Source organism: Shewanella sp. N2AIL (genome assembly GCF_022690845.1).
GTDB lineage: Bacteria > Pseudomonadota > Gammaproteobacteria > Enterobacterales > Shewanellaceae > Shewanella > Shewanella baltica.
Window position 1 is genome coordinate 1 of sequence record NZ_JALBYT010000155.1, and the last position, 204, is coordinate 204.

The 204-nt window shown below is 58.3% G+C and carries 1 protein-coding gene; it reads right to left on the minus strand.

What is annotated here, in order from left to right:
• On the minus strand, window positions 1–204 hold a 204-nt coding region (locus MO387_RS21400), incomplete at both ends, for a VCBS domain-containing protein (protein WP_242326536.1).

Here is a 204-nt window from a genome sequence, read left to right on the forward strand (position 1 = left end):
AGGTTTCGACCTTGGTTTCGCCTTCAGCCAGATATTGCACGTCGGCGTTATCGACGTTGTAAGTCCAGTTGCCGTCGGCATCGATAGTCAGGCTGCCGAGCGCGCCAACACTTGGAGTGCCGTTGCCCGCTTGGAATACCGCCTGGCCGCTGTCGGCATCGGTAATGGTTAAGGTGCCGCTGTCAGTCAGAACTGGATCGGTGG